The sequence below is a fragment of the Bradyrhizobium sp. AZCC 1678 genome (assembly GCF_036924765.1).
In the GTDB taxonomy this organism is placed as follows: domain Bacteria; phylum Pseudomonadota; class Alphaproteobacteria; order Rhizobiales; family Xanthobacteraceae; genus Bradyrhizobium; species Bradyrhizobium algeriense.
The window spans coordinates 2,338,415-2,364,142 of sequence record NZ_JAZHSE010000001.1; the positions used below are offsets into that span (position 1 = coordinate 2,338,415).

27 protein-coding genes are annotated in these 25,728 nt (G+C 63.3%); 14 read left to right on the forward strand and 13 right to left on the reverse strand.

Annotation, left to right across the window (positions count from 1 at the left end; genetic code table 11):
* The first annotated feature begins 509 nt into the window (after positions 1-509).
* Genes nirB through V1294_RS11185 form a run of 3 tightly spaced genes read left to right on the forward strand, consistent with a single transcriptional unit; the run spans position 510 to position 5,974 of the window.
* On the forward strand, positions 510-2,969 hold the full coding sequence (gene nirB / locus V1294_RS11175) for a nitrite reductase large subunit NirB (protein WP_334497050.1): 2,460 nt from the start codon (positions 510-512) through the stop codon (positions 2,967-2,969).
* On the forward strand, positions 2,966-3,301 hold the full coding sequence (gene nirD / locus V1294_RS11180) for a nitrite reductase small subunit NirD (protein ID WP_334497052.1): 336 nt from the start codon (positions 2,966-2,968) through the stop codon (positions 3,299-3,301). The genes nirB and nirD overlap by 4 nt, the downstream gene beginning before the upstream one ends.
* Positions 3,302-3,313: 12 nt before the next feature.
* On the forward strand, positions 3,314-5,974 hold the full coding sequence (locus V1294_RS11185; protein ID WP_334497053.1) for a nitrate reductase: 2,661 nt from the start codon (positions 3,314-3,316) through the stop codon (positions 5,972-5,974).
* Positions 5,975-5,993: 19 nt separating this feature from the next.
* On the opposite strand, the gene V1294_RS11190 is transcribed toward V1294_RS11185, so the two are convergent.
* The 3 genes from V1294_RS11190 to V1294_RS11200 all read right to left on the reverse strand — a co-directional run bounded on the left by V1294_RS11190 (position 5,994) and on the right by V1294_RS11200 (position 8,875).
* Positions 5,994-6,848, reverse strand: a complete 855-nt coding sequence (locus V1294_RS11190; protein WP_334497054.1) for a hypothetical protein — start codon at positions 6,846-6,848, stop codon at positions 5,994-5,996.
* Positions 6,849-7,041: 193 nt separating this feature from the next.
* Positions 7,042-8,226, reverse strand: a complete 1,185-nt coding sequence (gene nhaA, locus V1294_RS11195; RefSeq protein ID WP_334497056.1) for a Na+/H+ antiporter NhaA — start codon at positions 8,224-8,226, stop codon at positions 7,042-7,044.
* 10 nt (positions 8,227-8,236) lie between these two features.
* A complete protein-coding gene (locus V1294_RS11200; RefSeq protein WP_334497058.1) occupies positions 8,237-8,875 on the reverse strand; it encodes a TetR/AcrR family transcriptional regulator in 639 nt (212 codons plus the stop codon).
* Positions 8,876-9,039: 164 nt separating this feature from the next.
* Here V1294_RS11200 and V1294_RS11205 point away from each other — a divergent pair, with 164 nt between their 5' ends.
* Entirely contained in the window at positions 9,040-9,249 is a 210-nt protein-coding gene (locus tag V1294_RS11205) for a ferredoxin (RefSeq protein WP_247519196.1), read from the forward strand.
* 63 nt (positions 9,250-9,312) lie between these two features.
* The gene (locus tag V1294_RS11210) at positions 9,313-10,533 is read left to right on the forward strand and encodes a cytochrome P450 (RefSeq protein WP_334497060.1); all 1,221 of its coding nucleotides are present in this window, start codon (positions 9,313-9,315) and stop codon (positions 10,531-10,533) included.
* 59 nt (positions 10,534-10,592) lie between these two features.
* On the opposite strand, the gene V1294_RS11215 is transcribed toward V1294_RS11210, so the two are convergent.
* A complete protein-coding gene (locus V1294_RS11215) occupies positions 10,593-10,787 on the reverse strand; it encodes a hypothetical protein (protein ID WP_334497062.1) in 195 nt (64 codons plus the stop codon).
* On the opposite strand from V1294_RS11215, the gene V1294_RS11220 reads away from it, so the two are divergent.
* The 6 genes from V1294_RS11220 to V1294_RS11245 all read left to right on the forward strand — a co-directional run bounded on the left by V1294_RS11220 (position 10,786) and on the right by V1294_RS11245 (position 14,650).
* Positions 10,786-11,319: a VOC family protein gene (locus V1294_RS11220; protein WP_334497064.1), complete on the forward strand. Its 534-nt coding sequence runs from the start codon at positions 10,786-10,788 to the stop codon at positions 11,317-11,319. The two genes, V1294_RS11215 and V1294_RS11220, sit on opposite strands and share 2 nt — an antisense overlap.
* A 95-nt stretch (positions 11,320-11,414) precedes the next feature.
* Positions 11,415-11,975, forward strand: coding sequence for a carboxymuconolactone decarboxylase family protein (locus V1294_RS11225; RefSeq protein WP_334497066.1), 561 nt, complete (start codon positions 11,415-11,417; stop codon positions 11,973-11,975).
* 91 nt (positions 11,976-12,066) lie between these two features.
* Positions 12,067-12,492, forward strand: coding sequence for a DOPA 4,5-dioxygenase family protein (locus V1294_RS11230; protein WP_334497068.1), 426 nt, complete (start codon positions 12,067-12,069; stop codon positions 12,490-12,492).
* Between the two features lie 305 nt (positions 12,493-12,797).
* A complete protein-coding gene (locus tag V1294_RS11235) occupies positions 12,798-13,661 on the forward strand; it encodes a DUF2778 domain-containing protein (RefSeq protein ID WP_334497070.1) in 864 nt (287 codons plus the stop codon).
* On the forward strand, positions 13,658-13,927 hold the full coding sequence (locus V1294_RS11240) for a hypothetical protein (RefSeq protein ID WP_334477791.1): 270 nt from the start codon (positions 13,658-13,660) through the stop codon (positions 13,925-13,927). The genes V1294_RS11235 and V1294_RS11240 overlap by 4 nt, the downstream gene beginning before the upstream one ends.
* Positions 13,928-14,038: 111 nt before the next feature.
* Positions 14,039-14,650 (forward strand): nuclear transport factor 2 family protein, encoded by a 612-nt coding sequence (locus V1294_RS11245; protein ID WP_334497072.1) that lies wholly within the window; start codon positions 14,039-14,041, stop codon positions 14,648-14,650.
* A 7-nt stretch (positions 14,651-14,657) separates the two neighbouring features.
* Here V1294_RS11245 and V1294_RS11250 read toward each other — a convergent pair whose 3' ends face one another.
* Genes V1294_RS11250 through V1294_RS11285 form a run of 8 tightly spaced genes read right to left on the reverse strand, consistent with a single transcriptional unit; the run spans position 14,658 to position 21,376 of the window.
* Entirely contained in the window at positions 14,658-15,698 is a 1,041-nt protein-coding gene (locus V1294_RS11250) for a 5-methyltetrahydropteroyltriglutamate--homocysteine methyltransferase (protein WP_334497074.1), read from the reverse strand.
* Positions 15,699-15,734: 36 nt separating this feature from the next.
* A complete protein-coding gene (locus tag V1294_RS11255) occupies positions 15,735-16,604 on the reverse strand; it encodes a fumarylacetoacetate hydrolase family protein (RefSeq protein ID WP_334497076.1) in 870 nt (289 codons plus the stop codon).
* Entirely contained in the window at positions 16,604-17,266 is a 663-nt protein-coding gene (locus tag V1294_RS11260; protein WP_334497078.1) for a polysaccharide deacetylase family protein, read from the reverse strand. The genes V1294_RS11255 and V1294_RS11260 overlap by 1 nt, the downstream gene beginning before the upstream one ends.
* 13 nt (positions 17,267-17,279) lie before the next feature.
* Positions 17,280-18,077, reverse strand: a complete 798-nt coding sequence (locus tag V1294_RS11265) for an ABC transporter permease (protein WP_334497080.1) — start codon at positions 18,075-18,077, stop codon at positions 17,280-17,282.
* A gap of 7 nt (positions 18,078-18,084) precedes the next feature.
* Positions 18,085-18,882 carry an ABC transporter ATP-binding protein gene (locus V1294_RS11270; protein WP_334497082.1) on the reverse strand — a complete coding sequence of 266 codons (798 nt, stop codon included), beginning with the start codon at positions 18,880-18,882 and terminating at the stop codon, positions 18,085-18,087.
* Positions 18,861-19,613, reverse strand: coding sequence for an ABC transporter permease (locus tag V1294_RS11275; protein WP_334497084.1), 753 nt, complete (start codon positions 19,611-19,613; stop codon positions 18,861-18,863). Before V1294_RS11275 ends, V1294_RS11270 begins: the two co-directional genes overlap by 22 nt.
* 9 nt (positions 19,614-19,622) lie before the next feature.
* Positions 19,623-20,594 (reverse strand): ABC transporter substrate-binding protein, encoded by a 972-nt coding sequence (locus V1294_RS11280; protein ID WP_334497086.1) that lies wholly within the window; start codon positions 20,592-20,594, stop codon positions 19,623-19,625.
* Positions 20,595-20,647: 53 nt separating this feature from the next.
* Complete coding sequence (locus V1294_RS11285) at positions 20,648-21,376, reverse strand: GntR family transcriptional regulator (protein ID WP_334497088.1); 729 nt, start codon at positions 21,374-21,376, stop codon at positions 20,648-20,650.
* A 211-nt stretch (positions 21,377-21,587) separates the two neighbouring features.
* On the opposite strand from V1294_RS11285, the gene V1294_RS11290 reads away from it, so the two are divergent.
* The 3 genes from V1294_RS11290 to V1294_RS11300 all read left to right on the forward strand — a co-directional run bounded on the left by V1294_RS11290 (position 21,588) and on the right by V1294_RS11300 (position 24,507).
* On the forward strand, positions 21,588-22,028 hold the full coding sequence (locus tag V1294_RS11290; protein WP_334497089.1) for a MarR family winged helix-turn-helix transcriptional regulator: 441 nt from the start codon (positions 21,588-21,590) through the stop codon (positions 22,026-22,028).
* Positions 22,025-22,807: an enoyl-CoA hydratase gene (locus V1294_RS11295; RefSeq protein WP_334497091.1), complete on the forward strand. Its 783-nt coding sequence runs from the start codon at positions 22,025-22,027 to the stop codon at positions 22,805-22,807. The genes V1294_RS11290 and V1294_RS11295 overlap by 4 nt, the downstream gene beginning before the upstream one ends.
* 86 nt (positions 22,808-22,893) lie before the next feature.
* Entirely contained in the window at positions 22,894-24,507 is a 1,614-nt protein-coding gene (locus tag V1294_RS11300; RefSeq protein ID WP_334497093.1) for a GMC family oxidoreductase, read from the forward strand.
* A gap of 153 nt (positions 24,508-24,660) precedes the next feature.
* Here V1294_RS11300 and hemE read toward each other — a convergent pair whose 3' ends face one another.
* Positions 24,661-25,707 carry a uroporphyrinogen decarboxylase gene (hemE, locus tag V1294_RS11305; RefSeq protein ID WP_334497095.1) on the reverse strand — a complete coding sequence of 349 codons (1,047 nt, stop codon included), beginning with the start codon at positions 25,705-25,707 and terminating at the stop codon, positions 24,661-24,663.
* Positions 25,708-25,728 lie beyond the last annotated feature (21 nt).

Here is a 25,728-nt window from a genome sequence, read left to right on the forward strand (position 1 = left end):
AAACAAGCGCGCCACTTTGCGTGTATTTGCAGTGTCTTGCGGCGCGTGGATAACCTGCCGCGAATGCGGCCCTTGCTCCGTTTGTTGGCAAAAGCAGCCGCTCGAGCGTGCAGTGTGGTGTTTTATTATGCGGTTCCGGCTATTGACGGAAAAACGCGCCTGAAAAGCCGCTTATCCGTGTCGTGCCAGTTCCGCGGGCAAATTGACGCTCGCTCATGGTTAAGCGTTCGTGTTGTGCACAATGGGTAGCCCGGGAGGGTGATTTTTTGGGCATTCATGCACGCCCAGGTGCAGCCAACTGACGATTCATCGGCTGAAGCCGTGCGTTGTGCCCGGAAAAATACAGGCCTGGTGTTGGCACGTCTCTTGAATACCTGAGATATCGATCGTCATAGCCGATGATCCTTATGCCCGCCGATGGGCGCCCCCCAATCATCAATACTTTTTGCCAATCGACGATGCAGAGCTGCGTCGCCGAGCGGGACCATCGGAAATCTGGAAGGCAGGGCATGCTCGAGAAAGTAAACAAGCAAAAGTTGGTGGTGATCGGCAACGGCATGGCCGGCATCCGCACGGTGGAAGTGCTGCTGGACCGCGCGCCCGATCTCTATGACATCACCGTCTTCGGTTCCGAGCCCTACGGCAACTACAACCGGATTCTGCTGTCGCCGGTGCTTGCCGGCGAGAAGACCGTCAACGACATCATGCTCAACACGGAGCAGTGGTACGAGGATAACGGGATCACGCTGCGCAAGGGCGAAATGATCGAGATGATCGATCGGCGTACTTGCGAAGTCGTCACCGCGGAAGGCGCGCGCGTGCCTTATGATCGCCTGCTGATCGCCACCGGCTCGAACCCGATCATGTTGCCGCTGCCGGGCAAGGACCTTCCGGGCGTCATCGGCTTTCGCGACATTCAGGACGTCGAGCGTATGGTTCAGGCCTCGACGAGCTACAAGAATGCCGTCGTGATCGGCGGCGGTCTGCTCGGCCTCGAAGCCGCCAACGGCCTGATGAAGCGCGGCATGAACGTCACCGTGGTGCATCTGCTCGACACGCTGATGGAGCGTCAGCTCGATCAGGTCGCGGGCGGATTGCTGCGCAAGTCGCTGGAAGAGCGCGGCATGGTATTCAAGATGCCCGCGCAGACGGAAGCGATCCTGGGCGAGGATCGCGTGGCCGGTGTGCGCTTTGCCGACGGCGAGGAGATTCCGGCAGACCTGGTCGTGATGGCAGTCGGCATCCGCCCGAATGTCGAGCTGGCGCGCAAGGCAGGCCTTTATTGCGAGCGCGGCATCGTCGTCTCCGACACCATGCAGACCTACGACGGACGAATCTATGCGGTCGGCGAATGCGTGCAGCATCGTCGCCAGACCTACGGCCTCGTCGCTCCCCTGTTCGACCAGGCCAAGGTCTGCGCCAATCACCTCGCCATGAAGGGGTTTGCCACCTATGACGGTTCGGTCGTTTCGACCAAACTGAAGGTGACGGGCATCGACCTGTTCTCCGCCGGCGACTTCGCGCCGGGCGCGGACAAGGAAGAGATCGTCATGCAGGACGCTTCCCGCGGCGTCTACAAGCGGATCATTCTGCGCGACAAGAAGATCATCGGCGCCGTGCTCTATGGCGATACTATCGACGGCCCGTGGTACTTCCAGCATCTGCGCGACGGCACTGATGTTTCGCAAATGCGCGAGCGGCTGGTGTTCGGCGCCGCTAATCTCGGCGACGGCGGTCACAGCGGCAAGAACTCGGTTGCCGCCATGAGCGATGAGGCGGAAATCTGCGGATGCAACGGCGTCTGCAAGGGTGCGATCGTCAAGGCGATCAGCGAAAAGAAGCTGTTCACGATCGACGACGTGCGGGCCCACACCAAGGCCTCCTCGTCCTGCGGCTCCTGTACCGGGCTTGTCGAGCAGGTGCTCGCCTTTACGCTCGGCGGCGACTATTCGGCGGCGCCGAAGGTCAAGCCGATGTGCGCGTGCACCGATCACAGCCATGATGACGCGCGGCGCGTCATTATCGAGAATTCGTTGAAGACCATTCCCGATGTCATGAGGTTCATGGACTGGAAGACGCCGAACGGGTGCCATTCCTGCCGGCCCGCCCTCAACTATTACCTGCTCGCCACCTGGCCCGGCGAGTACCGCGACGACCAGCAGTCGCGCTACATCAACGAGCGCGTTCACGCCAATATTCAGAAGGACGGGACCTATTCGGTCGTGCCGCGGATGTGGGGCGGCGTCACGACGCCGGATGAATTGCGTGCCATCGCCGACGTCGCGGACAAGTTCAAGATTCCGACGGTCAAGGTGACCGGCGGGCAGCGCATCGACCTTCTCGGCGTGAAGAAGGAGGATTTGCCTGCCGTGTGGGCCGACCTCAATGATGCGGGGATGGTGTCGGGCCACGCCTATGCCAAGGGATTGCGCACGGTAAAGACCTGCGTCGGTTCGGAATGGTGTCGCTTCGGCACGCAGGATTCGACCGGCCTCGGCATCAAGATCGAGAAATTCCTGTGGGGCTCGTGGACGCCTGCCAAGGTGAAACTCGCCGTATCCGGTTGCCCGCGCAACTGCGCGGAAGCGACCTGCAAGGATGTCGGCGTCGTCTGCGTCGATTCCGGCTTCGAGATCCATTTCGCCGGCGCTGCCGGTCTTCACATCAAGGGAACCGAGTTCCTGGGCAAGGTAGCGACCGAGGAGGAGACGCTCGAAGTCATCGCCGCGCTGACGCAGCTCTATCGCGAACAGGGCTGGTATCTGGAGCGCATGTACAAGTGGTGCGATCGGATTGGTCTCGATGCCATCCGCAAGCAGGTGGTCGACGATGTCGCCAACCGCAAGGCGCTGTTCAGCCGCTTCGCTTACTCGCAGCAATTCTCTCAGAGCGATCCGTGGGCGGCGCGCGCCAAACGCGGTGTCGATCGCAACGAATTCACCCCGCTTGCGGAGCTGGAACTCGCATGAGCAACTGGATTGAAGTCGGGACGCTGAGCGATATTCCCGTTCTCGGCTCGCGCGTCGTGCGAACAGCGTCCGGAGACATTGCGGTGTTCCGGACCGCCGATGACGAGGTGTTCGCGCTCGACGATCGCTGTCCGCACAAGGGCGGACCGTTGTCGCAAGGCATCGTCCACAACAAGCGCGTCACCTGTCCGCTGCACAATTTCGTCATTGAGCTCAGGAGCGGTACGGCGGTTGCTCCCGACGAGGGATGTACGCGCGCGCATCCGACCAAGGTGGAGAACAACACTGTCTGGCTTTGCATCCAGACGGCGGCGGCCGTGCCCGCCGAGTGAGGGTGATCGCCCGTGCCAGTGAAGACAAGCTGTCCGTATTGCGGCGTCGGCTGCGGCGTCATCGCTGACAGGGATTCCGCTGGTACGGTGACCGTCCGGGGCGATCCGCTGCATCCCGCCAATTTTGGGCGGCTGTGCGGGAAAGGCTCAGCGCTCGCCGAGACCATCGGCCTCGAGGGGCGGCTGCTCGCGCCTGTGGTCAACGGGCAGGAAACGAGCTGGGATAGCGCGCTCGATCATGTCGCGGAAGGCTTTGCCAGAATCGTCCGCGAGCACGGGCCGGATTCGGTCGCCTTCTATGTCTCCGGCCAGATCCTGACCGAGGACTATTACGTCATCAACAAGCTCGCCAAGGGTTTTATCGGCACCGCCAACATCGACACCAATTCCCGGCTGTGCATGGCGTCGAGCGTGGCGGGGCACAAGCGCGCGTTCGGCAGCGACACCGTTCCGGGCTGCTATGAGGATCTCGAAACCGCCGACCTTCTGGTGCTCGTCGGCTCCAATGCCGCCTGGTGCCATCCGATCCTTTACCAACGCATGGTGGCCGCCAAGGCCAGCAACCCGGCCTGCCGCATCGTCGTCGTCGATCCGCGGCGGACTGCGACATGTGACGGCGCCGATCTGCATCTGCCGCTTCGTTCTGGCAGCGATTCGGTGCTGTTCAACGGGTTGCTCGCGCATCTCGCGTCCACCAACGCCATCGACCGCGCGTTTGTGGATGAATCCACCACCGGCGCCGAAGCCGCGTTGCAACAGGTCGCCGGCCAGACGGTCGCGCAGACTGCCGACATCTGCGGCTTGGCCGAGGGCGCGGTGGCGTTGTTCTTCAACTGGTTCGCGAAAACCGAGCGGGTCGTCACGCTTTATTCGCAGGGCGTCAACCAGTCGAGCAGCGGCGTCGACAAGGTCAATGCGATCATCAACTGTCATTTGTTGACGGGGCGTATCGGGCGACCCGGTATGGGCCCGTTCTCGTTGACCGGACAACCCAACGCCATGGGCGGCCGGGAAGTCGGCGGGTTGGCCAATCAATTGGCCGCCCACATGGAGATCGAAAACCCGCGACACCGCGACATCGTGCAGCGCTTCTGGCAGTCGCCAATTATCGCGGACAAGCAGGGCCTCAAGGCCGTCGACATGTTCGACGCGATCGCCGATCAGCGCATCAAGGCGGTCTGGATCATGTCCACCAATCCGGTGGTCAGCCTGCCGGATGCCGATCGCGTGCGCCGCGCGCTCGATGCGTGCGAGCTCGTCGTCGTCTCCGACTGCATGCGCCATACCGACACCACGCGTCATGCGCACGTACTGCTGCCGGCGCTGACGTGGGGCGAGAAGGACGGTACCGTCACCAACTCCGAACGCCGCATCTCCCGGCAACGGCGATTCCTGCCCGCGCCCGGCGCTGCAAGGGCCGATTGGCAGACCGTCTGCGACGTCGCGCAGCGCATGGGTTTTTCGGGGTTCAACTATCCGAACGCCGCCGCGATCTTCCGCGAGCACGCGAGACTCTCCAGTTTCGAGAATGAGGGGACGCGCGATTTCGATCTGTCCGCCCTGAATACGCTCGACGATCGCGCCTACGACGCGCTTACCCCGATCCAGTGGCCGGTGACGCGCGAATATCCGACCGGTACGCCGCGGATGTTCGAAACCGGACAATTCTTCACGCCCGACCGCAAGGCGCGTTTCGTGCCGGTGACGCCGCGTGCCGCCGTGAACGCGACCAGCCGGGACTATCCGCTGGTGCTCAACACCGGACGGGTCCGCGATCAATGGCACACCATGACGCGGACGGGAAAATCGGCGCGGCTGCTGGCTCACGTTTTCGAGCCTTATGCCGAATTCCATCCCGACGATGCGCGCATGGCCGGCGTCGAGAATGGCGGGCTCGCGCGATTGACCAGCCCGTGGGGCGAGATGGTGGTGCGCGTTGTCGTCACCGCCGAGCAGCGCCGCGGCTGTGTGTTCGTGCCGATGCACTGGAACGGCGAATATGCCGGCGATGGCCGGGTCAACGCGCTGGTCAATCCAGCGACCGATCCGATCTCCGGGCAACCGGAGTCCAAGCACACGCCGGTGAAGGCGGCAGCCTACTTGCCGAAATGGCATGCCTTCATTCTCAGCCGCCAGGAGATCGAGCGTCCCGAAGCGGGCTACTGGGTCGGCGGGCTCTCAGGGACTTGCTGGCGGATGGAACTCACCGGCGACGAGCGGCCGGCAAGCTGGCGCGACTGGGCGCGGGCGCAGCTTCGTGTCGGACATGACGACATCGAATGGATCGCCTATCGCGATCCGAAGGCCGGCCGCTTCCGCTACGCGGCCGTTCGCGACGGCCGGCTGGAAGGTTGCGTGTTCATCGCACCCGATCACAAGCTGGTCTCGCGATCGTGGCTATCAGGGCTATTCGCAGAGCAGGCATTGTCAGCGAATGCGAGGATGTCGCTGCTGACGGGGCAGCCGCTCGATGCGGGCCAGGACGTTGGGCCGATCGTCTGCTCGTGCTTCGGCGTCGGACAGCACCAGATATCGGCCGAAATCAAAAAAGGGGCAGCCAGCGTCGACGAGGTCGGCCGGCGCCTGAAGGCCGGTACCAATTGTGGTGCCTGCAAGCCGGAAATCGGCAAGCTGCTGCGCGGCGCGGCCGTGCGAGATTCGCAGCCCGCATGAGCTTGCGGCAATCTGGCCGCTAATTCTTGATCGCATAGAGCGGCGTTCGCAGCGTCAGCTGGTAGGACGGCTTCGGCGTCCATGCTATCTGCGCGGTGATGCCGAACAGCCGGTTATCGTCGTCGTCCATGCGATCGAGGTCGAGCCGCAGGATCGGCTGTGTGAATGCGGGAAACGGCGTCAGGGTCAGAAGCTGCGCGCCGCCGAAGTGTTGCACGCCGAAACGGCCGGTGAACTTCCAGTTGTTGTCCCACTGATAGTAGCCGCCGACATAGCCCATGACGTCAGGGCTGACGCGGGCGAGCGGGGTATCGACGAGGACCTTGGCGTACTGCATTCCCGCGAGCAGCCCTCGCGTCTCATCCGCATTCAGCGCGTAGCCGGCCTCCAGGATCGTGTTGTAGGTCGTGGAGGCCAGCGGAGAGTCCGAAGTCGATCGCGACACGTTGGATTGAACGGTGATGGTCGGAAACATTCCGCCGTTCTGCTGATAGATGTCGGCCTGGAATCCGAGCGTAAAGCTGAAGATCGAGAAAGCGGTCCAGGGATCGGTGCCGGCCTGCGACGTAGCGCCACTGACGCCGCCATAGACCGAGAGCTGATCGTTGACATCGACCGTCAACGGCAGGTCGATCGAGACACTTTGGCTGGAGGGTGAGTTAAGGGTTCGGAGCGCGGAAAGGTTCGCCAGCGTCGCTAGCAAAGGCGGGGCGCTAAATCCGATCGACAGCGTGCCGGCAGGCAGCGTCGAGTAGATGGTTCTCATATCGAGGTAGAAATTCGGCAGGGCCGGTTTTGCCTTGGTCGTATCCTCCTCACCGTCGTCTTCGTCTTTTCCAAGCGCAAGGCCCGTAGCGCAAAACGACACAAGCATGCCGAGCGCTGCGCCTCTGACGGATCGCGCTAGCGCGAGTTTCAGACGGCGCGGTACGGTGGATCTGGTAAAGCTCGTGCTCAACCCATGTTGCCCTTGACTGGACAAGCTAGATCATCTGTCCGTGGCGAATACAAGCGGCGGCTGCCATGCGGACTTCGGTCTCATGGCAGGTGTGGCGCGTTTGCGCCGCCTATCGCGAAGCCGGAACTCCGTTCGATCGGCTGAGGGCCGCAAAAAGCAGCGCGGCGACGATGCCGGACAGCAGCGAAGCTGCGAGGACGCCGAGCCGGACCTGTTTCAGCACCACCTCGTCGTCGAAGGCCAGCGTGCCGATGAAGAGGCTCATGGTGAAGCCAATGCCGGTCAGGATGGCGATGGCATAAAGCTTTGCCGTCGTGGCCCCTTCCGGCATCGCAGCCAGGCCCAGCCTGATCGCGAGCAGCGATGAGCCGAAGACCCCGATCTGTTTGCCGACGAAAAGCCCTGCGATAGTGCCAACCGTTATCGGCTCCGCCAGTTTTGACAAGGTCAATCCGTGAAGCGATACGCCGGCATTCGCGAAGGCGAAAATCGGCACGATGGCGAAAATCACCCATGGCCTGAGAGCGTGTTCGGTATCTTCGAGCAGGCTGTGCCCGTCGTGTCGGGTCAGCGGCATCGCGAGACCGACGGCGACACCGGCGAGCGTCGCATGCACGCCGGATTTGAGCACGCAGACCCAGGTGAACAGCCCGGCGATGAGATAGAACGATGGTCTGCGCACATCGAGCAGATTGAGAACCGCGAGCGCCCCCACGCCGATTCCGCCAAGCGCCAGCGCCATGATGGAGAGGTCCGCGGTATAGAAGATCGCAATGACGATGATGGCCATCAGATCGTCGATGATTGCGAGCGCCATTAGAAATATCTTCAGCGAAGCCGGGACCTTGCGTCCCAGCATGGCGCAAACACCCAGCGCAAAGGCGATGTCGGTCGCCGCCGGGATGGCCCAGCCGCGCAATGCGTGGGCGTCGCCCCAGTTCACCGCGGCAAAGATCGCCGCTGGCGTGACAAAGCCGCCGAACGCGGCGATCACGGGCAATGCCGCCTGCTTTGCGCTCGACAGCGGGCCCTCTAGCGCCTCGCGCTTGATCTCGAGGCCGACCAGCAGAAAGAACACCGCCATCAAGCCGTCATTGATCCAGTGATCGACGGTCTTGCTCAGTCCGATCGATCCGATTCGGACCTCGCCGGTCGTCCGTAGCAGCGCCTCGTATTGCGGCCCCAGCGGTGAGTTTGCGACGATGAGAGCCGCCATGGCGGCAAGCCCGAGAACGACGCCTCCATAGAGGCCACTGTTGTCAGATCCGTCAGATGCCGGCGCCTCGGCCGTCATGAACCGGCCTTCATGAATCAGCCTTGCCGGCCGTATCGATGGCGACCGACAGCGCGAGTTTCGTTTCCATCACGATGTCCTCGACCAGTTCTTCCCGGCTGACATGGGCAACCTGGCCGGTGAGCAGTCCCTGTTCGGCGAGCATCACCACGCCGTGTAGCGAGGCCCAGACCTTCAGGGCGCTACGCTCGCGCAACAGCCCGACGGCCGGCGCCTCGAGCGCCTCCACCAGGAGTTCGAAGGTTTCCATTGCCGCGCTGTGCAGCTCGCTGCCTTTTGGCGCGCACGCCATGGTTCGCGACGCGAACATCAGTCGATAGATGCCGTTGCGGCGCAGGCCGAAATCAAGCGTGAGCTGCGCGAAGCGCGACAGCTTCGACTGTTTCGACGGCTTTTCGATCGCCGCACGCATCATCGCGCTGAATTGGCGGAACGCTTCGGCCGTGACAGCGGTCAGCAACGTCTCGCGATCGGCAAAATGCTTGTATGGCGCCGGCTGCGAGACGCCGAGTTTCTTGGCAAGCGCGCTGATGCTGATCGCTTCCGGGCCGCCGAGCTCGACTTCGTGCAACGCGGCCTGAACCAGGGCATCACGAAGATCCCCATGGTGATAGGCGTTCAGCGCTTTGCGTGCGGGTCGAGGTGGCATTTCAATGTCATGATCTATAACTTTTGACTTGACAGCACAACGGTAGCGCGAATGTAATACAATATAACTTCGCGGTGCGCCGGCGGGTCTGTGCCGCCGTGCCGAAGAATGCCGAAAGAAGAATACCGCGCGGCAAAGCGCGTCGCAAAAAGGGAAACGCTGCGATGGCCGGAAAGCTGAAAATCCGCGTCGACCAGGACAAATGTCAGGGCCACGCGCGCTGCAAATCACTGGCACCCGAACTGTTCGACCTCGACGAATTCGGCAATGCGCACGAAGTCGGCGACGGTTCCGTGCCCGCGGGTCTGGAAGACAAGGCCTGGCTTGCCCAGACCAACTGTCCTGAAATCGCGATCGAGGTGACCGAGGAATAGTCCGGTCCGGAGATCGATATAGCCAAAATAGATCTGAACGAACCAAGCAGAGGATTTGCTCCGATGTCCGATTCCGCCAGCATCATGCCCGAACATCCCCCGGTCTCCGACTGGGTCAATGATTTCGACCACACCGATCCGACGTGGACGGAAAACCCGTTTCCGATCTGGGAGAAATTGCGCGAGGCTTCGCCGGTCGTTCACACCGAGCGCTTCCTCGGCTGCTACATGCCGACCACCTACCAGGCGGTGAAGGAAATCGCCTACGACACTGACCATTTTTCGTCCCGGCGCGTCATCGTGCGCGACATGCGGCCGGAGATCACGGCGCGGGCGCCGCCGATCACCTCCGATCCGCCCGAGCACAAGCCGGCCAAGCAATTGCTGTTGCCGCCGTTCACGCCGGACGCGATGAAAAAGCTCGAACCGCGGGTGCGCGCCATCTGCAACGAGCTGATCGACGAGTTCATCGCCGATGGCAAATGCGACGCCGCCGCGCGCTACACTAAGCATGTCCCCGTCCGCGCCATCGCACATATGCTCGGAATCCCTGAGAAGGACGGCGATCTCTTCATCAAATGGATTCACGGCATCCTCGAACTCGGCATCAAGGACGAAAACGCGCTGATGGAGGCGGTAAGGGAGATGACCGGCTATTTCGCCGGCCATATCGAGTATCGCAAAAACAATCCGACCGATGATCTGATCTCGACGCTGATGAACGCGAGGGACAAGGACGGAAATCCGCTGGCGGATGAGCATGTGCTGGGTTCGCTGCGGCTGCTTCTGATCGCCGGCATCGACACCACCTGGAGCGCGATCGGCTCCTCGCTGTGGCATCTGGCGAAGACGCCGGCGGACCGCGAGCGTCTCGTCAAGGAACCGGAATTGATGCCGCTAGCGGTCGAGGAACTGCTGCGCGCCTATTCGCCGGTGACGATGGCGCGCGAGGTGATGAAGGAGACGACCATCAGCGGCTGCCCGGTCAAGCCCGGCAACATGGTGCTGCTGTCGTTCCCGGCCGCCAACCGCGATCCCGCCATGTTCCCCGACGCCGACAAGGTGGTGATCGACCGCAAGGAAAACCGCCACGCTGCGTTCGGCCTCGGCATTCACCGCTGCGTCGGCTCCAACCTCGCGCGCATGGAAATGACCGTTGCGATCGAGGAATGGCTGAAGCGGATCCCGGATTTCAGGCTCGATCCCGCCGGCAAGGTCACCTGGTCCGAAGGCACCGTGCGCGGCCCGCGCCAGTTGCCCGTGCTGTTCGGCAAGGCGAGCTGAGCGTTCTGTGAATGCGGCGGGGAGGGCCGATTGTCTCGGCCCTCTTTTGCGTTCAGCGGCTACTTGACCTCGATCTTCGCTTCGCTGGCGACCTTCTTCCAGGCTTCGATGTCGCGCGCGTTGATGTCGCGCTGCTGGTCTCCGGCGATGAAGTCGGTGGAGATGCCGAGTGCCAGCAGCTTCTCGAACGGCGGGACCAAGAAGAACAAGAGGCGGGAAGTCTGTCCCGCCGGCAAGCGGACGGAGGTCGTCATGAGTCGAATCTTTGGTGCAGTCTGCCAGAACGGATATGTCGTGCGGGATATCCGCGCCGCCATGAATCACTGGGTCAATGTGATGGGCGTCGGGCCCTGGTACTATATCGACAAGGTCAAGACCGATTACTTCCGCCATCGCGGCCAGGACTCCGCCATGGAGATGAGCGTTGCGCTCGCCAATTCCGGCGATCTCCAGATCGAGCTGATCCAGCAGCGCAACGATGCGCCCTCGATGTACAAGGAGTTTCTCGACTCCGGCCGCGAAGGCTTGCAGCACATGTCGTACTGGACCCGTGATTATCAGGCCCTCTACGACCGCGCGCTGTCGCTTGGCTACAAGATCGGACATGAAGGCCAGATCGGCGGCGAAAAGGGCCGCTTCGCTTATTTCGACACGCAAGCCCATCCCGGCACCGTGGTGGAGATTTCAGATATCAGCGGCAGCAAGGGAAGTTTCTTCGAGCACATTCGCAGGGTCGCCGCTGGTTGGGACGGTGCCGATCCCATCCGCGAAGTCGGCGGACGCTGAGTGATGCGCGCCCCGGCAAGTGCGAGGTAAGTTACGGCCTGAGCGCGGAAGCGTCCGCAAAAGCAACAAGAACAGCAAACGCAAGAAGAGGCCGAATGGCAAGACTTCCCCTGATCGATCCGGCGGCAACCAGCGGCGACGTGCGCGCGTCCTTTGACAGGATGCCGGTTGTGCTGAACATCTTCCGGATGATGGCGCATGCCGAAGCCAATTTCATTCCGGCGATGCGGTTCGCCAATTCGATCCTGCACCGCCAGAAACTCAGCCACGTCAACCGCGAATTGCTGATCCTCCAGGTCGCGCAGCTGCAGCATGGCGTCTATGAGTGGCGTCAGCACGTTCCGATCGCGCTCGGCGTCGGCGTCACGCAAAAGCAGATCGACTGCATCGAACAAGGCAAATACGAGGACGCCGCGTTCAATGCCGCCGAACAGGCGCTGCTGGCGTTCGGCCGGGAAGTCATCGAGAACGTCCGTGTCGCCGAGCCGGTCTTCGCTGCCATGCGCACGAATTTCAGCGAGCAGGAGATCGTCGAATCGATCCTCGCGATCGGCTTCTACATGACGATGGCGCGCCTGACGGAGGCGACCGACGTCGACCTCGACCCGGCCGCTGGCATGACCGTCTTCGAGAGCAGCAAGAAGCGGTCAGGCTGACGCCTACACATGGCCCGCGCCACATTGACCCCACGGCCAGTTGCAGCGATCATCGACCGGTCCAAAGCAACGATAGCGTGGAGCGCAGGCAATGACGGGTGAGCCGGAGGCATACGGTCCGCGACCATTGGGCGAGATCGCGAGTTACCACGCCCACATCTATTACGATCCGGCGACGTCGCGGGCCGAGGCCGAGCAGTTGCGCGCCTGGATCGGTGAGCGGTTCTCGGTCACGCTCGGACGCTGGCATGACGTCAAGGTCGGCCCGCATGATCAGGCCATGTACCAGGTGGCCTTTGCCCGGGAGGTATTCCCCGAGCTGGTCCCGTGGCTGATGCTCAATCATGGCAATCTAAGCGTTCTGGTCCATCCGAATACGACCAATCCGCGCCGGGATCATGAGGCCGATCCGATCTGGATCGGGCCGGCGCTCGCCGTGCATGCCGACAAGCTGCCGGAGCACGCCGAGATGGAAGAGGCGCCCGCGCCGAATACCAACCCGGTTCTGCGTCCCTGAGCGCGGCCTCGCCGGGGAAATCCGGCCCGGTTTACCATTAGATGGCTTGAAACCGTGGATTCGGCCGGTCATGATGACGTCGAGCGCTTGTCTCGATTATGCCTTACTTTGGTTTGCATTATGGTGGGACTTATTCGGTGAATCCATTAGGAATCAGACGTGATTCCGAAGCGCCGAGCCGGGGACGGATGGATAGAAAGACGACCAGCGCAGCCGGCCTTGCTTCGAGCCGCCGTACACGATTGTGCCGTGAGGCGGCCTTCGGCGCGGCGGCGCTCGCCATGGCGTTGGGACTGGCCGGCTGGGTGATCGATTTCGACCCGGCCGCCTGGATCAATCCCGCATCCGCGAATGTCGGCAGCACTTCCTCGTTCGACGAGCGCTTCGGCCCGGGCTCGGTGCGCCGTTCGCTGGCCTTTAACTACCCCTGGCGTCCCGCGGCCCGTTCGAATTTCGATGCAGAGTTCGGGCACATCGAAAGCCAGTTGGGCGGACGATCGCGTGAGGAGCAGAACGTTCAGCCCGAACCGTCCGCCCCGACGGTCGAGGCGGCAATCCCGCTGCCGCGAGCCCGGCCGGTCCTGGCCAATCTTCAGTCAACGGGGAGCGATCCCGCGCCGGTTTCGTCTGATAACCGCACCATGTTCGAGAAGCTCGCCGATCTGGTGCCGATGCGCTTCTCGCTGGCGTCGCTGACCCCGGGGGATGGGCTGCTCGGCGAGCGCAAGGATCTGACGGCGCTCGGCTACGATAGTCAGACGGCGGTCTACGACATTTCGGCCCGCGCCGTTTACCTGCCGAACGGCGGCAAGCTCGAGGCACATTCGGGGCTGGGCGGCCTGATGGACAATCCGGCCCATGTCGACCAGCGGATGGTCGGCGCGACTCCGCCAAACGTCTACGACCTCAAGCCGCGTGAAAAGCTGTTTCATGGCGTCGCGGCGCTGCGCATGACGCCCGTGGGCGAAAGCGAAATGCACGGGCGAACGGGTCTACTCGTGCACAGCTACCTGCTGGGCCCAAACGGCGATTCCAACGGCTGCGTCTCGATCAAGGAGTATGACCGGTTCCTGACGGCGTACCGCAATGGCGAGGTCAAGCGCCTCGTCGTCGTGCCGAGCCTCAAGGAAGGCCTCACCGCGTCGCGGCGTTCACCGTCCCCGTCATGAACGCAGTCGCAGGCGATGCCGCCGATTCCGACACGCCGCTGCGTGCGGTTTTCAAGATCAACCTGAACGGCCAGACGGTGTCGATCGCCACCGTCGGCCAGGCCTACCGTTTCATCACCAATCTCAGCTCGATCGAGTGGATCGAATTCCGCGCGCTACACGCCGGTGCTGTCAGTGCACTGCAGGGCGCCGCTGATAACGCGATGCTGACCGTGCAGGCGACCAACGCCCTGCGTGCGCTGTTCGTCCGCGCGAAACTGTTGTGAAGGGCGCCGGGGCGTTAGCTAACTCCCTGATCTACCCGACTTGTCAGCGGGCGCCCGCCGCAGCTATGTCTCATAGACACTTGAGATATACGTCCGAAGGGAGACGTCCGCATGCCCGGAAGTCACGCCGAGATTGAAGATGACCGCCTGATCCGTGAATTGTTGCAGAACTGGGCGATCTGGCGCGATGCCGGCGACTGGGAGCGTTTCCGCACCGTCTGGCATCCGGACGGCCGAATGATGGCGACCTGGACGCAGGGCACCGGCGACGAGTTCATCGAAATCAGCAAGCAGGCCTGGGCCAAGGGCGTCAGCATCCTGCATTTCCTCGGCGGTATCTCGGTCGACCTTGCAGGACAACGCGCCATCTCGCAGACCAAGATGACGATCTCGCAGCGCGCCGAGGTCGAAGGCGTGCTGTGCGACGTGCTCTGCACCGGCCGGTTCTACGACTTTCTCGAAAAGCGGGAGGGGCGCTGGGGCATCGTGCTGCGCCAGCCGATCTATGAGAAGGACCGCATGGACCCCGTCACGCCGGGCACAGCGCCTGTCCTCGACAAGGCGCTGCTCGAGCAGTTTCCGCCGGGCTACCGGCACCTCGCTTATCTGCAGAGCCGCCTCGGCTACACGGTGAAGCGCGACATGCCCGGCCTGGAAGGCCCCGAAGTCGAGGCCTTGTATGCGCGCGGTGCGGCGTGGCTGCAGGGCAAGCCGCTTAGCTGATCTCTCTTTAGCTGATCTCCCTGCGCACGGCGGCGGCCGCGTCGCACATCGCCTTCAGTTTTCCGAACGCCGTCTGGCGCGGCATGTATTTCATGCCGCAGTCGGGGGCGACGACAAGGCGATCCGCGGCGACGTGCTTCAGCCCGTTGCGGATCCGGTCGGCCACCACATCGGCGGATTCGATCTCGGGATTGCCGAGGTCGAGCACGCCGAGCATGATCTTCTTCGACGACAGATCCTTGAGCACGCCGAGATCGAGCTTCGGCTGCGCCGCCTCGATCGAGATCTGCTCGGCATTGGTGTCAGCGAGTTCGGCGAGGAAGGAATAGCCGGCCGGCTTGGTCGAGCCGGGCACGACCGCGGCATAGCCGAAGCACAGATGCACCACCGTCGGCACGGTGATGCCCTCGAGCGCGCGGTTGATCGCCTTTACGGCGTAGCGGCGGGCAAGGTCCGGATTGTTGCGCACCCAGGGCTCGTCGAGCTGGATCACGTCGGCGCCGGCCCTTTGCAGGTCGAGCGCCTCGGCGTTGACGGCGGCGGCGAAGGCCATCGCCAGTTCCTCGTCGTCCTTATAGAATTCGTTCTTGGCCTGCTGGCTCATCGTGAACGGGCCAGGCAGGGTGATTTTTGCTGCGCGATCAGTGTTCTGGCGCAGGAATTTCATGTCGTGCAGCTCGACCGGGCCGCGGCGCTTCACCGGGCCTGTGACGCGCGGCACAGGCGTCTGGTGTCCGCTGCGCGAGGTGATCATGGCCGGATTTTCGTCGTCGATGCCTTCGAGCGCCGTCGCAAAACGGTTGGAGTAGCTCTCGCGCCGGATTTCGCCGTCGGTCACGATGTCGATGCCGGCGCGCTCCATGTCCCTGATGGCGACAATAGTGGCGTCGTCCTGCGCCTCCTCCAAATGTTCGGCCGGCAGCCGCCACATCGCATGCAGGCGCGTGCGCGGCACCACCTTGGACAGCATCGCGCGATCGACCAGCCATTCCGGCTGCGGATAGCTGCCGACGACGGTGGTCGGCAGCAGGTGCTTTGGCAGGTTCATGAGTATCTCCTTGCTCTTGTTATTCTCCCGCTCACGTCAGGCAGCACGCGTCGCTGCGGCCGCAACCTCATCCCTGACCGGATTGCGCAGCACGCCGATGCCGGAGACCTCGACCTCAACCACGTCGCCATCCTTCATCCAGAGCGGCGGCGTGCGGTAGGCGCCGACGCCGCCGGTGGTGCCGGTCACGATGACGTCGCCGGGCACCAGCTCGGTGAAGGTCGAGCAGTAGGCGATCAGGGCAGGGACGTCGAACACGAGGTCCGAGATTGGTGCGGCTTGCACCTCGACTCCGTTGAGGCGGGTCGCAATCGTCTGCTTGCTGATATCGGGGATTTCGTCCGTCGTGACCATCCACGGTCCGAACGCGCCGGTGCCGACGAAATTCTTTCCCGGCGCGAATTGCGAGGTGTGACGCTGCCAGTCGCGGATGCTGCCGTCATTGTAGCAGGCATAGCCCACGACATGCGCCAGCGCTGCCTCACGCGAAATGCGGCGGCCGGCCTTGCCGATGATGACGGCCATTTCGCCTTCATAGTCGAAGCGCTCCGACTCCAGCGGCCGGATCATCGGTTGGCCGCTGCCGACCTGGCTGTTGGCAAAGCGGGTGAAAATCATCGGGTGCGGCGGTGTAGGATGGCCGCTTTCGGCGAGATGCGTGGCGTAATTGACGCCGATGCAGAAGATCTTGTCCGGATCGGGAACGGTCGGCAGCAGCTCAATTTCGGCGAACGCGTAGTCCGGCCGTTCGCCTTGCAGCGCGCTCAAGGCATCGAGCGATCCGCTCGCGAGCAGCGCCTTCAGGGTTGGCCGATCCTTCAGCCGCTTGCCGGCGTCAATGACGCCGGCTTTTGTCACCAGGCCGTATGTTGCGGTTGGACCCGCCTTGAAACTTGCGATCTTCATTATTCGGTACTTTCTTCGATGGAGGAAACATAGGGTTCGATGGATTGTACGATCTCGCCCGAACGGATCGGAACGCAATCGGGCGGAAAGTCCTGATGGAAACGCGCGCCGGCTTTTCCGGCGTGGTCGATGAAGCGCTCGAGATGGTTCATCGCGCCACTCGGCAGATCGTGCAGAACCATCAGGCTCCACGGCTGCGACCGGCACTGCTCCAGGGCCCGGTCGGCCCAGCCGTCCGGATCGTCCCAGTCGCGCGGGATCGCGTTCCAGAGCACGCAACTATGCTTGTTGCGCGTGAGATATTCGACCACGGAAGGCTTCAGCAGCCGCGCGTCGAGATTGCCGCCGCCGCCGAACGGCCGGAACCAGCGATTGGCGTGAGCGAGGTTGCCGATCGCATCCTGCGTCCGGCCGATCTCGCTTTGCGCCGTGTCCGCATCGCGCTGCTGCCCGAGCGGTACCGTGTGCGTAAAAGTGTGATTGCCGATCCAGTGGCCTTCGTCATGGGCCCGCGCCGCAAGCTGGCGGCGTTCGGGGTCGCCAAGCTTCTCGCCAATCACGAAGAAGGTCGTCTTGATGCCGCGTTCGCGTAAGGTATCGAGCACGCGCGGCGTCACACCGGGCTCGGGACCATTGTCGAATGTCAGCGTCAGGTCGAACACGCCCATGCTCCCGTCAGGTCGCAGGCTGCAGGGTGGGCGCGATTTCTTCCGTGGCATTCTGTCCGGCGCGCGTCCCCGTCTGCCAGATCGCGGCCTTGCGCTCGATCCATTTGATGGCGGCGTTGAAGGCAATCGCCATCGCCAACACCAGCAGCACGCCGGCGAATACATGCGGGCTGTCGAGAATGGTGCGGTAGCGCGAGATCAGATAGCCGATGCCGGCGGATGAAATCAGCATCTCCGATACCACGACACCGACGATGACGAGCGCGCCGCCGACGCGCAAGCCGGAAAGCACGGTCGGGATCGCCGCCGGGATGATCACGCGAACCAGCCGCTGGCTCAGCGTCGCGCCCATGCTGCGTGCGGCGAGCAGCAATTGCGGATCGATGGTCTGGATGCCGGCGGCGGTCGCCAGCATCGTCGGCAGGAAGCCGTAGATCGAGGCGAATGCGATCTTGGATTCCGAACCGATGCCGAGCCACACGGTGAAGACAGGATAGAGAATGACCAGCGGCACCGCATAGAGACTCGATACCATCGGCATGATCAGGATGCGCGGCCGCGGCAGGCTGCCGACGATGGCCCCTAACAGGATGCCGCCGCCGCAGGCGAACGCCATGGAGATCGCGACCTCGTAGAGCGTGATGGCAAGGGCATGGCCGTATTCGCCCGCCTCGTTCCAGCCGGCCGCGAGTGTCGACGACAGCGACGGCAGGAACAGCTCGGGAATGAGGCCCGCGCGCGGCAGGATTTCCCACAGCGCAATGAGCCCGATCACGATCAATCTGCGAAGCGTCGCCGCGGTCATCTCTGCCTCACGCTGATTTGCGGATGTGCCGCCAGATACGGTCGCGCAGGGTGCCGAACGCGTCGCCGCTCAGCATTTCATAGGTACGCGGGCGGGGCAGCGAGACCTGCAGGTGATCGACGATGCGGCCGGGCCGCGGCGACATCACGATCACCTCGTCGGCGAGATAGACCGCCTCAGTCAGGCTGTGGGTGACGAACACCACGGTCTTGCCGGTGGCAGCCCAGATCCGCAGCAGTTCGTCGCCCATGGTCATGCGGGTCTGTTCGTCGAGCGCGGCAAACGGTTCGTCCATCAGCAGCACCGGAGGGTCCTGCACCAGCCCGCGCGCGATCGAGACGCGCTGCTTCATGCCGCCGGACAGTTCGTGCGGATGGCGCTTGCCGAAGCCGTCGAGGCCGACGAGTTTGAGCGCATCCTGCGCCTTGGCGCGGCGTTCGCTCTTGGCGACGCGGCGCAGCGCCAGCGGAAACTCGACATTCTCCTCCGCCGTCAGCCAGGGAAACAGACTGGCTTCCTGAAACACCACGCCGACGCGATTTGGATCGGGTTCGGGAATCGGTGCACCGCTGACCGTGATGGTGCCCGAGGTCTGCTGGCGGAGGCCAGCCATCATCATCAGAAGTGTCGACTTGCCGCAGCCGCTCGGGCCGACCAGCACGACGAAGCGGCCGGGCTTGACGTCGAGCGAGACGTCTTCGAGCGCTATGACGTCCTGCGTGGTGGTCTTGAAGACCTGCCCGACATTGCGGACCTCGACCGCGCCGGCCGGCTTCAGCGGGGTTATGTTCGCCAATGGCTGCATCGTGTTTCCACCCATCTGACCAGTTCATTGAAGGTAATCGCGATCACGGCGATCATCACCACGCCGGCCAGCAACTGCTTCATCTGAAAATTCTCGCCCCAGGTCGCGATCTGATGGCCGATGCCGTCGCGCGAGGCGTACATTTCGGCGAGGATCACGCCGGTGAGATTGAAGATCATCGAGATCCGCAACGCTTCCAGGAGAACGGGGAGCATGCTCGGCAGATAGACGCGAAACGCGGTTTGCATCGGCGTCGCGCCATAGGAGCGGGCGACGGTCAAATGCTCGACCTTGACCGACTCCACCGCCGTCGTGGTCGACATGATCACAATGAAGATGGTCGAGAAGAATCCGAAGCCGACCTTCTGCGCAAAGCCGACGCCGAACACCAGGATGAACATCGGCAGGAAGATCGATTTCGGGATGCTGAACGCGAAGAACAGCAGCGGCTTTGCCACGTCGGAAAAATAGCGGTTCTCCGCGATCAGGAAGCCGATCAGCGCGCCGACGGGGACGGCGAGCGCGAACGCGGTCACCACTTCGGTCGCGGTGACGGCGAGGTCCTTGCGCACGCTCGCGCGCTGCAGGAGCTCGCCGAGCGTTGCCAGCGTGTCGGAGGCGGAAGGGAGCAGGCGCGGGTTGACGATGCCACTGCGCGACAGGATTTCCCATATCGCAAACAGCCCCACCACGATCGCGATTCGTGCCGCCTTTACGCCTAATCCACGCATCGCGCCGCCTCAGGGCTTGGTCGGAACCGGCTTGAACTGCGTCGAGATGATCTCGGCGGCAGGCCCAAGGTCCTTCATGCCGCCGGCCTTGGCCATGTCGAGCGCGAGTTGGAGCTGCTCCGGAATCTTCGGACCCTCCATGCTGCCGTCGGTTTCCAGCTTCAGAATCGTGTTTTCATATTCCAGTGCCGCGATCTCGGCGGGAATTTCATAGAGCTCGGTGATCAGCTTGACAGAGGCATCCTTGTTGGCGCGCATGAACATCAACGCGCCATACAGCGCGTTCAGCGTCTTCTGCACCATCTGCGGCTTGTCTTGCACGTACTTGTCGAGCGCGATCCAGCCGGCCGCGAGGTTCGGCGGTACTTCCTTGGAGAAGTCAACGAGGGTGCGCGCTTCGCCCGATTTGGATATCTGGAAGCTCAGCGGAGAATAGACCACGGCCGCGTCGACATTGCCGGCGAGCAGGTTCGGCACCAGCCCGCCGCCGCCAACGGGAACGCGGGTGAATTCAATCTTCTTGTCCTGCTGGGTCCACAACGCCAGCAGGTCGGAGCCGGAGCCCGCGGAGGTGATCGCGACCTTCTTGCCGGCCAAATCCTTGACGCCGAGCGTCGATTTCGAAAGCGTCATCAACTGCCAGCCGTAATAGCCCGTCGCGGCACTGGCGAGCACTTTGGAGTTCACGCCCTTCTTGCGTCCGGCCGACACCAGCGAGGTGGCGTCGAGAATGACGTCGGCGGCACCCGCCGCCATCGCCTCGAACGTCTCGGCGCCGCCGCGATAGATCGTAAGCTCCGCTGCGATGCCTTCCTTCTCGAACAATTTCTGCCGCACCGCGGTTTCCGCGATCGTGGTCGGCCAGTAGGTTTTGGTCGGAAGCCCGATGCGGACGGTGTCGGCGGCTTGCGCGTAGCCGGATGCGCCAAGCACGGTGGCTGCCGTGATCGTTGCCAGGATGTGGCGTCGCGTGATCTTCATTGTGACGTTTCCCTTTGCATTTTTCTTGATTGGTTTGATCTTCGAGCGGTCGATCAGGCGGTGTCGCTACCTCCGAACGTTTTCGATGTAGCGAGCTCGACGAGGTGCATGGTCGTCATGAAATGCTTCGAGAGCGCCGCGACTGCGGCATCGGCATCGCGCTTGAGCGTGGCACGCACGATTGCCGCGTGTTCGGCCTCCACATCGCGGGATTTTTCGCTGTTGCGCCGGATCGCGAGCCTCCGATAGCGCTCGCTCTGCTCATGCAGCACATCGCGAAATCCGAGCAGCCATTGCGAGCCGCAGGCGTTCACCAGCGTGCGGTGGAAGACGCGGTGCCGCACCACCCATTCCTCATAGTGATGGGTCGGATCGTCGGGATAGGTATGGGGAACGGCGCAGAGCGCTGCGAACGATTTTTCCACCGAGGCAAGCCATGCCGCGTCGCCACGCTCGATCGAGCGCCGCAGCGCCAGCCCTTCGATATCGACACGGGTCTGCGTCACGTCCCGAAGATCGGCTGATGATACCGGGCTGACGCGAAAGCCACGCTGGTCGGATGCCTGCACCAGCCCGTCCGCGACCAGCCGCGACAACGCCTCGCGCACCGCGGCGAGGCTGACCGAGAACTGTTTGGCGAGACCGGCAATATGCAGCTTCTGGCCGGGCAGCAGCCGGGTCGAGAGAATATCCGCGCGCAGCCGCTCCTGAACGGCTGATGTCAGGCTTCGAGGCCGTTCGTCGGCAAGGCTCTCACCAAAACTCAACCCGATACTGCTCATGGCCGCGCAGATTGGCGAGGGAAGGCGATATCGTCAATCGAAAATCGATTTTTTATCCAAGCTGCTGCCAAGGCTGCGGTTTCTGGTTTGGTGGCCGCCTGCGCTGTCTAGCCCTGAAGACCTCGCGGCGCGTCCACACTAAAAATCACCGTGACAACTTGCCGGTGGTGACATAGATAGTTCGCATGCGAAATAAATTAGCTTCATCGGCATGAGCCCGCGGCGCGAGCACCGGCTGGTTTTCCTGCTCAGCGTCGCGCAGCGCCGGCTGCAGCGCTGGATGGCGGCGCGGACGCAAGCCAGCGGCGTTACCGCCGCGCAGTCCGGCTTGCTGTTCATCCTGGGCCAGCGGGACGGCGTGCTGATGGGCGAGGCGGGCGCGGCGCTTGATCTCGGCCCGCCCGGCATCAGCGGACTGGTGGACCGGATGACGGCTGCGGACCTGATCAAGCGCCGTGCCGATCCGGATGACGGGCGCGCGTGGCGGCTCTGGCTGACGCCGGCCGGCCGCGCGGCGATGGCGCAGTCGAAGGCAGGGCTCGCCGAGGTCAATGCGCGCCTCACGGAAGGATTTACCGAAGCCGAGATCGATGTCGTCGCGCGCTGGCTCACCACCATGCAAAGCAGATTTCCCAGAGGAGAAGATGAATGACCGAGCATATCAAGATCGAGAAGAGCGACGGGATTTTAAGCCTGACGATGGCGCGGCCCGACAAGAAGAATGCGCTGACGAATGCGATGTACGGCGCGCTGGCCGACGCAATCGAAGGCGCGGAGACTGATCCATCCGTCCGCGTCCTCCTGATCCGCGGCGAGGGCGACATGTTCACCGCCGGCAACGACGTCGGCGAGTTCGTCGCCATTGCGACAGGCGCGGTTCAGGGCGAGCGGCATGTCGGACGTTTCCTGCAGGCGCTCGCCAGATCGAGCCGTCCGCTGGTCGCGGCCGTTCAAGGACGCGCCGTCGGCATCGGCACCACGATGCTGCTGCATTGCGATCTGGTCGTGCTGGCCGAGAACGCGCTGCTCTCGACGCCGTTCGTCAATCTCGCATTGGTGCCGGAAGCGTCTTCCAGCCTGTTGATGCCGCTCCGCATCGGCTATGCGCGCGCCTTCGAAATGTTCGCGCTCGGTGACGCCGTCGATGCCAAATCCGCGTTTGCGTGGGGGCTCGCCAACCGGGTGGTGGCGCTGGACAAACTTGACGCTGAAGCAAAAGCGCTCGCGTCCCGGCTGGCGAAACAGCCGGCGGGTGCGGTCAGCACGACGAAGCGGCTGATGCGCAATCCGGAGCTTCTCATGGCGCAGATCAAGGCGGAAAGCGAGCAGTTCGCGGCACGCCTGAAAACCGCCGAGGCGCGCGAGGCCTTTGTCGCGTTCGCCGAACGCCGGCCGCCGGACTTCTTGAAACTCGCCAAACAGCCGGCGTAACCGCCTTCTCCCCGCCCGCGACCGGGAGGCAATTGACCGCCCGTGACGGCCCCGCTACCTCTCTCGGGTTGCGTGCGGGGAAACAAATGAACAAGAACAATGAAGCTTCCGAATTCGACTACGTCATCGTCGGCGCCGGCTCGGCTGGATGTGTGCTCGCCAATCGCCTGAGCGCCGACGGCAAGCATTCCGTGTTGCTGCTGGAGGCCGGACCGAAAGACAGCAATCTCTGGATCCACGTGCCGCTCGGCTACGGAAAACTGTTCAAGGAAAAATCCGTCAACTGGATGTACCAGACCGAGCCGGAACCAGGCTTGAACGGCAGGCAGGTGTTCCAGCCACGCGGAAAAGTGCTCGGCGGCTCGAGCTCGATCAACGGCCTGCTCTATGTGCGGGGCCAGCACGAGGATTACGATCGCTGGCGCCAGCGTGGCAATGCCGGCTGGGGCTACGACGACGTGCTGCCCTATTTCAGGAAGGCCGAGAACCAGCAGCGCGGGCCGGACAAATATCATGGCACGGGCGGGCCGTTGCCGGTGTCGGACTGGCGCCACCATGATCCGCTGTCGGAAGCCTTCGTCGTCGCCGCCGCCGAGACCAGCATTCCGACCAATCCGGATTTCAACGGCGCCACGCAGGAAGGTGCGGGATTTTTCCAGACCACAACAAGTCGTGGCCGGCGCGCCAGCACGGCGTTCTCCTACCTGCGTCCGGCGAAGAGCCGCAGCAATTTGCATATCGAGACTTCGGCGCTGGCGCAGCGCATCCTGTTCGAAGGACGGCGCGCCAAGGCGGTCGAATACAAGCAGGAAGGCCGCGTGCGCACGGCGCGGGCGCGCAAGGAAATCCTGGTCTCCAGCGGCGCGTATAACTCGCCGCAATTGCTGCAGCTCTCGGGTGTGGGACCGGCCGACCTGTTGAAGCAGCACGGCATCGAGATCGTGCTCGACGCGCCCGGCGTCGGCAATGATCTGCAGGACCACATGCAGGTCCGGCTGATCACGCGCTGTGCGCAAAAGGTCACGCTCAACGACGTGGTCAACAATCCGGTGCGCCGGGTGATGGCGGGCATTCAGTACGCCGCCTTGCGCAAGGGACCGCTGACGATTGCCGCCGGCACTTCGGGCGCATTTTTCAAGACCAGCCCGCGGCTGGCGTCGCCCGATATCCAGATTCACTTCCTGCCGTTCTCGACGGACAAGATGGGTGAGAAGCTTCACGCGCTTTCCGGTTTTACCGCTTCGGTCTGCCAGTTGCGCCCGGAAAGCCGCGGTTCGCTGCGCATCAAAAGCGCCGATGCTTCCGTGCCGCCGGAAATCCGCATCAACTATCTCGCGACCGAAACCGATCGCCGCGCCTTCATCGACGGCATCCGCATCCTGCGCCGGATTCTCGCAGCACCCGCGCTGAAGGCCTATGCGGTCGGAGAGGTCGATCCCGGTCCGAAAGTGCAGAGCGACGACGAATTGCTCGATTTCTGCCGCCGTACCGGCAGCACGGTCTATCACCCGACCTCGACCTGCCGCATGGGCAGCGATGCGCTCGCCGTCGTCGATCCACGCTTGCGCGTGCGCGGCATCGAAGGCCTGCGCGTGGTCGATGCGTCTGTTATGCCGGATTTGATGTCCGGCAACACCAACGCACCGACCATCATGATCGCGGAGAAGGCGTCGGATATGATCCTGGAGGACGCAAGGTAGGCTTCTTCTTACCTCGCCCCGCTTGCGGGGAGAGGTCGGCGCGAAGCGCCGGGTGAGGGGGTGCCGGACCATCAGCGAACGCTAGTGCAAGCGGATAGAGATGCCCCTCACCCCAACCCTCTCCCCGCAAGAGCGGGGCGAGGGAGTGACCGATCATCCCCTATACGCCCGCACTCGCTTGAGCATCTGCTCAACATGGGCGATCGGGGTTTCCGGCTGGATGCCGTGGCCAAGGTTGAAGATCAGCCGTCCAGCAGCGTAATTCGCCAGCACGTCGTCAACGGCGCGGTCGAGCGCGGCGCCGCCCGCGATCAGCGCCAGCGGGTCGAGATTGCCCTGCACGGCGACGCGACTCTGCACGCGCTCGCGGATCAATGACGGCTCGGCCGCCCAGTCGATGCTGACGGCATTGACGCCGGTCGCTTCGACATAGGCCGGCAGCAGCGCGCCCGCGCCGCGGGGAAAACCGATGATTTTTGCATCAGGCGCTTTCGCGCGCACGCCGGCGACGATGCGTTTCGCAGGCTCGATCGACCAGCGCTCGAATTCGCGCGGCGGCAGCACGCCGGCCCAGGTATCGAAGATCTGCAACGCGTCCGCGCCGGCCTTGAGCTGGCCAAGCAGGTATTGGATCGAGTTCTCGACCAGCACGTCGATGATTTCAGCGAACGCCTCCGGGTGACGATAGGCCATCATCCGCGCCGGCGCCTGGTCGGGTGTGCCTTGTCCCGCAACCATGTAGGTCGCGACCGTCCATGGCGCGCCGCAGAAGCCGATCAGCGCGATCTCAGGCGCGAGTTCGCGCTTCACGCGGCGCAGCGCTTCATAGACCGGCTCGAGCTTGCCGAAATCGGCGTGGCGCGCCAGCGTCGTCACCTGCTCCGGTGTATTCAGCGGATCGAGCCGCGGGCCTTCGCCGGCCTCGAAGCGCACGGAACGGCCGAGCGCGTAGGGGATGACGAGAATGTCGGAAAAGATGATCGCAGCGTCGAAGTTGAAGCGGCGGATCGGCTGCAGCGTCACCTCGGCGGCATAGTCCGGCGTGAAGCAGAGGTCGAGAAAGCTCCCGGCCTTGGCGCGCAACTCGCGATACTCCGGCAGATAGCGCCCGGCCTGCCGCATCATCCAGATCGGCGGCACCTGCTGCCGGCGGCCGGACAGCACTTCGAGAAATGGTTTTGCGACGGATTTCTGAGACAATCGAAGGGTTCCTGCGGGCGG